This is a genomic window from Pseudomonas sp. R62 (assembly GCF_000257605.1).
Taxonomy (GTDB): Bacteria; Pseudomonadota; Gammaproteobacteria; order Pseudomonadales; family Pseudomonadaceae; genus Aquipseudomonas; species Aquipseudomonas atacamensis.
Genome location: NZ_AHZM01000912.1, coordinates 1 through 861 on the forward strand (window position 1 = coordinate 1; position 861 = coordinate 861).

General features: G+C 64.1%; 1 protein-coding gene. It reads left to right on the forward strand.

The window, feature by feature from the left end:
• The coding region (locus OQK_RS01070; protein WP_016770730.1) for a phosphoenolpyruvate-utilizing N-terminal domain-containing protein at positions 1–861 on the forward strand (861 nt) is incomplete at both ends.

Sequence of the window (861 nt, forward strand, 5' to 3'; positions counted from 1 at the left end):
GGTCTACCTGCTTGATCCGGAAACCAATCGCTTCGTCCTGATGGCCACCGAGGGCTTGAACAAGCGCTCGATCGGCAAGGTCAGCATGGCCCCCAACGAGGGTCTGGTCGGTCTGGTCGGCACGCGTGAAGAACCCCTGAACCTGGAAAACGCTTCGGTTCACCCGCGCTATCGCTACTTCGCCGAAACCGGTGAAGAGCGTTACGCCTCGTTCCTCGGTGCCCCGATCATTCACCACCGCCGCGTCGTCGGCGTGTTGGTCATCCAGCAGAAAGAACGCCGCCAGTTCGACGAAGGTGAAGAAGCCTTCCTCGTGACCATGAGCGCGCAGCTCGCCGGCGTAATCGCCCACGCCGAGGCCACCGGTTCGATCCGTGGTCTGGGCCGGCAGGGCAAGGGCATTCAGGAAGCCAAGTTCGTCGGCGTGCCGGGTTCGCCGGGGGCTGCCGTCGGTACCGCCGTGGTCATGCTGCCGCCGGCGGACCTGGACGTGGTGCCGGACAAGACCATCACCGACATCAACGCCGAGCTGGCGCTGTTCAAGACCGCCATCGAAGGCGTGCGCGCCGACATGCGCGCCTTGTCCGCCAAACTCGCGACCCAGTTGCGCCCGGAAGAGCGCGCGTTGTTCGACGTCTACCTGATGATGCTCGACGATGCCTCGCTGGGCAGCGAAATCACTACGGTGATCAAGACGGGGCAGTGGGCCCAGGGCGCGCTGCGTCAGGTGGTCACTGAGCACGTCAACCGTTTCGAACTGATGGACGACGCCTACCTGCGCGAACGCGCCTCGGACGTCAAAGACCTTGGCCGCCGTCTGCTCGCCTATCTGCAGGAAGAGCGTCAGCAGAACCTGGTCTA